A 7,681-nucleotide genomic window follows, 5' to 3' on the forward strand; every position below is an offset into this window, starting at 1 on the left:
CCCACCCCACCTCGACCACGGCCAACCCCGAACCAACACCTACCACCACCCCGAAAAAATGCTCACCCCCGACGAAGACGACGACGAAGAGAAACCAGGGGCGGCTTAGCCCGGCGGCCCGCCGGGCTTGAGGGCCGCCGACCCCACCGCATCACCCAGCGACGCGAACCCGCCCTCGCGCAGCCGCGCCGCTATGCCGTCGTGAATTCGCTTGGGCCACAGGCCACCCGCGTATACGAAGCCGGTGTAGCCCTGCAGCAGCGACGCGCCGGCGGTGATTCGCTCCCACGCGTCGTCGGAAGTCTCGATGCCCCCGACGCTGATCAGCACCAGCCGGTCACCGACCCGGCTGTAGAGCCTGCGCAGCACCTCGACGGCGCGCCGCGCCAGCGGCGGCCCGGAGATTCCGCCCGGCCCGAGCTCGTCGACGCCCGGTGTGGCCAGGCCGTCGCGCGACACGGTGGTGTTGGTGGCGACGATGCCCGCCAGGCCCAGCTCGACGGCCAGATCGGCGATGTCGTCGACGTCGGAATCGGAGAGGTCCGGCGAGATCTTGACCAGCACGGGCACCGACACCTCGGCCAAGACGGCCGACAGGATCGGCCGCAGCGACTCGACGGCCTGCAGGTCGCGCAGCCCGGGCGTGTTTGGCGAGCTGACGTTGACCACCAGGTACGAGGCCAGCGGACCGACCAGCCGCGCGCTCGCGCGGTAGTCGTCGACGGCCTCCGCGGCCGGGGTGGCCTTGGTCTTGCCGATGTTGACGCCGATCGGGACGTCGGGGCGGTGACGCGCGAGCTGGATCGCCAGGGCGCCGGCGCCGAGGTTGTTGAAGCCCATGCGGTTCAGCAGGGCCCGGTCGTCGGGCAGGCGGAACATGCGGGGGGAGGGGTTGCCGGGCTGTGGGTGTGCGGTCACCGTGCCGACCTCCGCATGCCCGAACCCCAGGGCGCCCCAGGTGCGCAGGCCCAGGCCGTCCTTGTCGAAGCCGGCGGCCAGCCCGAGTGGGCCAGGGAAGCGCACGCCGAACACGGTGCTGGCCAGGATCGGATCGGCGTTGCCTAGCAACCGCCGCAAGACCCGCCGTGCCGGCGCCAGGGCGGTGGCGCCCCGCAGCATCGCGAAGACCAGGGTGTGGATGCGTTCGGGCGGGATCAGGAACAGCAGCCGCCGCACCAGGCCGTACACCCGATGATCGGCGGCCCTCACGGCTGCGGCTGGTCGGGCAGCCGGTTGTCCATCCGAGTCTTCTTGCGGCGCAACAAGACCCGTCGGCTGCCGTCGTTGTAGAGCCGCACCCGCGTCAGTTCCCAGCCGCGGTATTCGGCCTCGATCGACAGGCGGGTCGACGCGCTCAGGCGGGTGACCTCCGGGGGCAGGCGCAACGGCACCCACTCGTACTCGTCGGACATCTCGGCGTCCCACGAGGCGGGAAGCCGGCTCCACCGCGGCGCGGCCGGGCTCGTCACGGTGTCCCCGCCGCGTGCTCGATGACCTGGACCCCCGCACCGGACCCCGAAACCACGTACAACGTGCCCGACTGTTCGTCGAAGGCCAGTGAGTTCGGTTGCTGCACGGTGGGGTATCGCACCTTTTCGACGGGAATTCCGGTGGACAGATCGTAACCAACCACCATATTCGAACCGGTCTGAGATACCCAGGCCAACTCGCGGGAGCCGGCCAGCCCGTAGGGGGCCTCCCGCACCGGGTAGGCCTGGCGCAGCATCAACGGGTCGACGCCGTAGACCAGCAGCTGGCCACCCCGGGTGTCGGCGGCCAGGACCACGCCCAGCGGGTCGGCGGCCAGCGTGGTCGCGCCCTCGCCGGCGCGCAGCGACTCCCGCACCCGTCCGTCGGCGTCGATCGACGTCACCGAGGTTTGCCCCCGGTCCAGCACCACCGTCGTGTTTCCTTGCGCGACAAGGTAATCCACGCGGTCGAAGATCTTGTTCCGGCTGGACACAGGCGCGGTGCCGGTGCGGTCCGGCGACGCAAGAAGGCAGACGGCCCCGTCGGCGCTGCCCAGCACCAGCCTCCCGTCGGCCCGTCGGGCGATGGCGGTGAAGTCGGTCTGCTGTTCGCCGGCGACGCTCACCGATGTGGTGTGTCCGGTCGCCAACTCGACCACGACATACCCGCCCCGGCCGGCGACGTAGGCCTTACCGCGCCCGTCGCCGGCCAACGCGGTGCCCGGCCCCGGGAGGGCGATGACGCGCGGCGTCCCCTGTGGAGCGGCGAACACCGTCAGGCTCGCCGCTCCCGGCTCCAGGGTTGCCAACTGCCGGACGCCCGGGTCGAAGAGCGCCGCCGTGGCCGGGCCCGCCAGCGGCCACACCACCCCGGAGGGCTGCTCGGAAGCCGGCGGCGACTGGGCCGCGCGTGCCGGTTCGATCGTCGGCGGCTTACCGGCGAGCGGACTCGACGCGCACCCGGCCGTCACGGCCAGCAACGCGAACAGAACCGCAATGCGCCTTCGAGGTGGTCTTTCAACCGGCCGGAACCGTGACAGCAACTATTTTCCCTCGCGTAAACATGAATGTAAGGAACGGTTTCGCATCCAATATGGCCATGTCGCCTGCGATGGCTCCCGCTCGAGAGGTATCGTCACGGCATGACCGTCATCGTTGACCGGCATACCGCTTCGAAAGAGTTTGCTATCGAAGAGCTGACAACGGGCATCTTCGCAAGCGGGTATGGGCAAGTCGGTGACGGACGCAGTTTTTCCTTTCACATCGAGCATCGGTCTCTCATCGTCGAAATTTACCGCCCCCGCCTGGCCGGCCCCGTTCCGCAGGCCGAGGAGGTCGTCGCCAGGGCCACGCGCAGCCTGGTCGACATCGACCTGACCGACGCGCGCAGCCTGATCGCGGCGGTGCGCGACTCCGTGGCCCACGCGGTCGCGGTGCCGCGCTAGCCACTTCCTCAGCGGGTACGGTCGTCGTCGTGACTGAGGTTTCGGCGACGGCTGGTGCCAGGTTCCGGGGCGTCGGATGACGGTGATCCTGGTGCGGCACGGCCGTTCCACGTCCAACACGGCGGGCACGCTGGCCGGTCGTTCCGAGGGTGTGGACCTGGACGACAAGGGACGCGAGCAGGCCGCCGGGCTGATCGACCGCATCGGCGACCTGCCGATCCGGGCGCTGGTGACCTCGCCGCTGCTGCGGTGCCGGCGCACCCTCGAGCCGCTGGCCGAGGCGCTGTGCCTCGAGCCGCTCGTCGACGAGCGGCTCGCGGAGGTCGACTACGGCGACTGGACCGGCCGCAAGATCGGCGAGCTGACCGGCGAGCCGTTGTGGCGGGTGGTCCAGGCCCATCCCAGCGCCGCGACGTTTCCCGGCGGTGAGGGGCTGGCGCAGGTTCAGGCCCGCGCCGTGGCCGCCGTCCGCGAGCACGACCGGCGGCTGGCCCTCGAATACGGCGGATCCCAAGGGGACGCGCTGTGGGTGGCGTGCACCCACGGCGACGTCATCAAGTCCGTCATCGCCGACGCATATGGCATGCACCTCGACGGCTTCCAGCGCATCACCGCCGACCCGAGCTCGGTGAGTGTGATCCGTTACACCGAGCTGCGCCCATTTGTGTTGCACGTCAACCACACCGGCGCGCGGCTGTCGGCGCCGCTTCGGGCGGGCCCCCCGCCGAAGGAGGAGCCCAAGGGGGACTCGAACGGCGAGGCGCAACAGGGGCCGGCCACGGCCGTGCCGTCGAGCGACGCGATCGTCGGCGGTTCGACCGACTAGGCGCGATCGCGAGCGCGGCATCGCCGGGCGACGCGGATCGCGACCATTGGGACCCGACGGACAATTCGGCCGTCCGGGCCCGTCGAACGCGATCGAATCGGACAGCGGCGGCAACAGCCGGTATTTTGGAATTGCCATGGCCCGCGCAATCCACGTCTTCCGCACACCCGACCGCTTCGTGGCCGGGACCGTCGGGCAGCCCGGCAACCGCACCTTCTACATCCAGGCGGTGCACGACTCACGGGTGGTGTCGGTGGTCCTGGAAAAGCAGCAGGTGGCCGTGCTGGCGGAACGCATCGGGGCGCTGCTTCTCGAGGTGAACCGCCGGTTCGGCACGCCGGTTCCACCCGAGCCCACCGAGATCGACGACCTCAGTCCGTTGATCACTCCCGTCGACGCCGAATTCCGTGTCGGGACGATGGGCCTCGGCTGGGATTCGGAGGCACAGACCGTGGTCGTCGAGCTCCTGGCGGTCACCGACGCCGAGTTCGACGCGTCGGTGGTGCTCGACGACACCGAGGAGGGGCCGGACGCCGTCCGGGTGTTCCTGACGCCCGAGTCGGCGCGGCAGTTTGCCACGCGCTCCACCCGCGTCATCTCGGCGGGGCGCCCGCCGTGCCCGCTGTGCGAGGAACCGCTGGATCCGGACGGCCACATCTGCGCGCGCACCAACGGATACAAGCGGGGCGCGTTGCTCGGGCCAGACGATGACCCCGATGACCCCGCCGAATAGCGCCCATGACGAACGGAAGGTGCTTCAGGACGGCGAGCTGACCGTCCTCGGACGCATCCGTTCCGCCAGCAACGCCACCTTCCTCTGCGAGTCCACGCTCGGCGACTCCACGGTGCACTGCGTCTACAAGCCCGTCGCCGGTGAGCAGCCGCTCTGGGACTTTCCCGACGGAACGCTGGCCGGCCGCGAGGTCTCCGCGTACCTGGTTTCGCGGCAGCTGGGCTGGAACCTGGTGCCCTACACCATCATTCGTCACGGGCCCGCCGGCCCGGGCATGCTGCAGCGGTGGATCGATCAGCCCGGCGACGCCGCCGACTCGGAACCGCGGCCGGGGCCGGACCTGGTCGATCTCTTTTCCGTCGGCAAGCCACCGGCGGGATATCTGCCGGTGCTGCGCGCCTACGACTACGCCGGCGACGAGGTGGTCCTCATGCACGCCGACGACATTCGGCTGTGGCGGATGGCGGTGTTCGACGTGCTGGTCAACAACGCCGACCGCAAGGGCGGTCACATCCTGCGCGACCTGGAGGGTCGGGTCTTTGGCGTCGACCACGGCGTGTGCCTGCACGTCGAGAACAAGCTGCGCACCGTGCTGTGGGGCTGGGCCGGCAAGCCGGTCGACGACGAGACGCTGGAGGCGGTGGCCGGCCTCGCCGAGGCGCTCAATGGCTCGTTCTGCGACGAGCTGGCCGAAAACATCACCCGGGCGGAAATCGTGGCCCTACGCAGGCGTGCCCTCGCGCTGCTCGACAACCCCGTCATGCCGGGTCCGAACCGGCATCGCCCCATCCCGTGGCCGGCGTTCTAGCCGGCGTTGTCAGCGCCTAGCCCGGGCTACCGCGATGTCACCGGTGACATCGCTTTCGAGAGTCACCTATCTCCTTAGAGACTCCGCTGTCTCCGGGGACATGGGATGTTGTCGAACCCGATAGCGCCGGTGATATCAGATCCGAAGGATTTCAAGCGCCCCAAGGGGTCACCGCCCGGCGTTCCAGCGCTGACCAGCCCGTCGGCAATACTGATGCGGTGAGCCAGGCCGCCCAGGAGATGACCGACGCCGCGCTGGCCGCCGATCTCGCCGCTGACGCGGGGGAGTTGCTGCTCAAGGTCCGGGACGAGATGGGATTCGGCCACCCCTGGGCTCTCGGCGACGCGGGTGACACCCTGGCCAACGAGCTGATCCTGCGGCGGCTGCGCGACGAGCGGCCCGGCGACGCCGTGCTCAGCGAGGAGGCGTACGACGACCTCGCCCGCCTGAGGCACGACCGGGTGTGGATCATCGACCCGCTGGACGGCACCCGCGAGTTCTCCACCCCCGGCCGTGACGACTGGGCGGTACACGTCGCGCTGTGGCAGCGCCCCACCGACGGTCGGCGGGAGATCACCGACGCGGCCGTCTCGCTGCCGGCCCGGGGGAACGCCGTCTACCGCAGCGACACCGTCACCGCCGACTCGGCCCGCGTCGGTGTTCCCACGCCCATCCGGATCGCCGTCAGCGCCACCCGCCCCCCTGCGGTCTTGTACCGCATGCGCCAAACGCTGCACATCCAGCCGGTGGCCATCGGCTCGGCTGGGGCCAAGGCGATGGCCATCATCGACGGCGACGTCGACGCCTACGTGCACGCGGGCGGCCAGTGGGAGTGGGACTCGGCCGCACCCGCCGGGGTGGTGATGGCCGCGGGCATGCACGCGTCCCGGCTGGACGGGTCGCCGCTGCGCTACAACCAGCACGATCCGTATCTGCCCGACTTCGTGATGTGCCGGGCCGAGCTGGCGCCGGTGCTGCTCGGCGCCATCCGCCAGGAATTTCGCTGAATCATCGCGACGGGCCATAAGTTGTTCCGTCCCGAACCTTGAAGGTCGGAAGCCGACTCTCGTCACTGGCCGCCTCGCCGCCCGAAAAGATAGGGAATTCTCCCGATCATTTGGCCGCCTCCGCCGGCGCACCATGAGGACGAACCTGTCGGAAGCGACCGCCGGCACCGGCGGGCGAGCGATCGGAGTCGGGACGTGTCGTTCGTCGTTGCAATCCCAGAACAAGTGGCGGCCGCCGCTGAAAACCTAACTGCTATCGGTTCGGGCCTCGATTCGGCTCACGCAGCCGCGGCCGGGCCCACCGCGCAGATCCTTGCCGCCGGAGGCGATGAGGTGTCGGCCGCGGTGGCCGCGCTGTTCAGTTCCCACGGCAGCGCCTACCAAGCGTTGAGCGCCCGGGTCGCGGCGTTCCATCAGCAATTCGTCGATGCGCTCAACGCCGGTGCCGGCGCGTATGCCGCGACCGAGGCCGCGAGCGCCAACCCGCTACAAACGCTGGAAGACGACGTCCTCGCCGTGATCAACACGCCCACGAACATTTTGTTCGGGCGCCCGCTGATCGGTGACGGTGCGAGTGGGGCGCCGGGCTCTGGCCAATCCGGCGGGCCGGGCGGATTTCTGATCGGCAACGGTGGCGACGGTGGTTCCGGGGCGCCCGGACAGCCGGGCGGTGCGGGCGGTAATGCCGGATTGTTCGGCAACGGCGGCGCCGGTGGTCCCGGTGGCGCTGGCACCCCGGGCACGGGCATGGCCGGTGGGCACGGCGGCGCGGGTGGCGTCGGCGCCGCCCGCTCCGGCGATGCCCGATCCGCCGGCACCACCGGTGCCGCCGGTGCCGCCCTGTCCGCCCTGACCGCCCGGGGTTGGCGCGGCCGGATCGCTGGTACCGGAGTGGCCGATGCCGCCCTTGCCGCCGGCGCCACCCGTGCCACCGACCCCGCCCGTGCCGTTGTCGCCGGCAGCGCCGCCGTCAGTGCCAGAGCCGCCCGCACCGGCCGTACCGCCGGTGCCACCGGTTCCACCCTGAGCGCCTATGCCGGCGCCGGTGCCGGTGCTCGCGCCGCCGACTCCGCCGGCGCCGCCCTGACCACCGACACCGCCGTGCCCGCCCGCGCCGCCGCCGACCCCACCGACGCCGGCGCCGCCCGCGCCGCCGACGCCACCCGCGCCGCCCAGACCGCCCTGACCACCCTGGACGGGCGCGGTCGGAGAGTTGGTGCCAACGGTGCCGGTACCGCCCTTGCCGCCGATGCCGCCCGTGCCGCCGACCCCACCCGTGCCGCTGGTGCCGTCAGCGCCGCCGTCGGTTCCATGGCCGCCCGCGCCGGCGGCGCCGCCGGTGCCACCGGTGCCGCCCTGACCGCCCGCCCCGCCGCTGGTGCCGGTGTTGGTC

At 71.0% G+C, this 7,681-nt stretch carries 9 protein-coding genes; 6 read left to right on the forward strand and 3 right to left on the reverse strand.

The genetic code is table 11. From position 1 onward, the window contains the following. Window positions 1-105 precede the first annotated feature (105 nt). From GPY60_RS25895 to GPY60_RS25905, 3 genes are read right to left on the reverse strand one after another with little or no spacing between them, the layout of a single operon-like run. Window positions 106-1,188 carry a quinone-dependent dihydroorotate dehydrogenase gene (locus GPY60_RS25895; RefSeq protein WP_197283843.1) on the reverse strand — a complete coding sequence of 361 codons (1,083 nt, stop codon included), beginning with the start codon at window positions 1,186-1,188 and terminating at the stop codon, window positions 106-108. 17 nt (window positions 1,189-1,205) lie between these two features. After that, window positions 1,206-1,412: a DUF5703 family protein gene (locus GPY60_RS25900; RefSeq protein ID WP_156690557.1), complete on the reverse strand. Its 207-nt coding sequence runs from the start codon at window positions 1,410-1,412 to the stop codon at window positions 1,206-1,208. Between the two features lie 53 nt (window positions 1,413-1,465). Further along, entirely contained in the window at window positions 1,466-2,449 is a 984-nt protein-coding gene (locus tag GPY60_RS25905) for a YncE family protein (protein WP_156690551.1), read from the reverse strand. Window positions 2,450-2,611: 162 nt separating this feature from the next. Between GPY60_RS25905 and GPY60_RS25910 the strand changes: the two genes are divergently transcribed. The 6 genes from GPY60_RS25910 to GPY60_RS25935 all read left to right on the forward strand — a co-directional run. Continuing rightward, window positions 2,612-2,914, forward strand: a complete 303-nt coding sequence (locus tag GPY60_RS25910; RefSeq protein WP_156690552.1) for a hypothetical protein — start codon at window positions 2,612-2,614, stop codon at window positions 2,912-2,914. 76 nt (window positions 2,915-2,990) lie between these two features. Then, window positions 2,991-3,740, forward strand: a complete 750-nt coding sequence (locus GPY60_RS25915) for a histidine phosphatase family protein (protein ID WP_156690553.1) — start codon at window positions 2,991-2,993, stop codon at window positions 3,738-3,740. Window positions 3,741-3,876: 136 nt separating this feature from the next. After that, on the forward strand, window positions 3,877-4,473 hold the full coding sequence (locus GPY60_RS25920; RefSeq protein ID WP_156690554.1) for a DUF3090 domain-containing protein: 597 nt from the start codon (window positions 3,877-3,879) through the stop codon (window positions 4,471-4,473). Continuing rightward, on the forward strand, window positions 4,457-5,281 hold the full coding sequence (locus tag GPY60_RS25925) for an SCO1664 family protein (RefSeq protein ID WP_370462832.1): 825 nt from the start codon (window positions 4,457-4,459) through the stop codon (window positions 5,279-5,281). Before GPY60_RS25920 ends, GPY60_RS25925 begins: the two co-directional genes overlap by 17 nt. Before the next feature lie 239 nt (window positions 5,282-5,520). Continuing rightward, entirely contained in the window at window positions 5,521-6,288 is a 768-nt protein-coding gene (locus GPY60_RS25930) for a 3'(2'),5'-bisphosphate nucleotidase CysQ (RefSeq protein WP_156690559.1), read from the forward strand. Between the two features lie 195 nt (window positions 6,289-6,483). After that, window positions 6,484-7,681: PE family protein (locus tag GPY60_RS25935; RefSeq protein ID WP_156690555.1), on the forward strand; the 1,198-nt coding region annotated here is incomplete at its 3' end.

This window comes from Mycobacterium sp. Marseille-P9652 (genome assembly GCF_902652685.1).
In the GTDB taxonomy this organism is placed as follows: Bacteria; Actinomycetota; Actinomycetes; order Mycobacteriales; family Mycobacteriaceae; genus Mycobacterium.

Bases quoted from the DNA above. Each gene is read 5' to 3' on its own strand.
- GPY60_RS25915 (WP_156690553.1), top strand. From the start codon at position 2,991: ATGACGGTGATCCTGGTGCGGCACGGCCGTTCCACGTCCAACACGGCG.
- GPY60_RS25925 (WP_370462832.1), top strand. From the start codon at position 4,457: ATGACCCCGCCGAATAGCGCCCATGACGAACGGAAGGTGCTTCAGGAC.
- GPY60_RS25930 (WP_156690559.1), top strand. From the start codon at position 5,521: ATGACCGACGCCGCGCTGGCCGCCGATCTCGCCGCTGACGCGGGGGAG.
- GPY60_RS25900 (WP_156690557.1), bottom strand. From the start codon at position 1,412: ATGTCCGACGAGTACGAGTGGGTGCCGTTGCGCCTGCCCCCGGAGGTC.
- GPY60_RS25910 (WP_156690552.1), top strand. From the start codon at position 2,612: ATGACCGTCATCGTTGACCGGCATACCGCTTCGAAAGAGTTTGCTATC.
- GPY60_RS25920 (WP_156690554.1), top strand. From the start codon at position 3,877: ATGGCCCGCGCAATCCACGTCTTCCGCACACCCGACCGCTTCGTGGCC.